A 407-nucleotide genomic window follows, 5' to 3' on the forward strand; every position below is an offset into this window, starting at 1 on the left:
ATGGTGCGGTCGGAGAGACTTGAACTCTCACACCTTGCGGCGCCAGAACCTAAATCTGGTGCGTCTACCAATTCCGCCACGACCGCATATATTTATTTAAGTAGTTTCAAGATGGTGCGGTCGGAGAGACTTGAACTCTCACACCTTGCGGCGCCAGAACCTAAATCTGGTGCGTCTACCAATTCCGCCACGACCGCATAACTACTGAGTAAACTCAATAATTAAAATAGTGGCAGGTCTACCTGGATTCGAACCAGGGAATGGCGGCATCAAAAGCCGCTGCCTTACCGCTTGGCGATAGACCTGCAGGCAATAAATATATGGTGCGGTCGGAGAGACTTGAACTCTCACACCTTGCGGCGCCAGAACCTAAATCTGGTGCGTCTACCAATTCCGCCACGACCGCA

At 51.4% G+C, this 407-nt stretch carries 4 tRNA genes; all 4 read right to left on the reverse strand.

The window, feature by feature from the left end:
• Position 1 precedes the first annotated feature (1 nt).
• The 4 genes from VJL_RS27230 to VJL_RS27245 all read right to left on the reverse strand — a co-directional run bounded on the left by VJL_RS27230 (position 2) and on the right by VJL_RS27245 (position 406).
• Positions 2 to 86 (reverse strand) — tRNA-Leu (locus VJL_RS27230).
• 26 nt (positions 87 to 112) lie between these two features.
• Positions 113 to 197: transfer RNA gene (locus VJL_RS27235), tRNA-Leu, on the reverse strand.
• Positions 198 to 230: 33 nt separating this feature from the next.
• Positions 231 to 305, reverse strand: a tRNA-Gln gene (locus VJL_RS27240).
• Between the two features lie 16 nt (positions 306 to 321).
• Positions 322 to 406: transfer RNA gene (locus VJL_RS27245), tRNA-Leu, on the reverse strand.
• Between the last annotated feature and the right edge of the window lies 1 nt (position 407).

The organism is Vibrio jasicida CAIM 1864 = LMG 25398 (assembly GCF_000400365.1).
Taxonomy (GTDB): Bacteria; Pseudomonadota; Gammaproteobacteria; order Enterobacterales; family Vibrionaceae; genus Vibrio; species Vibrio jasicida.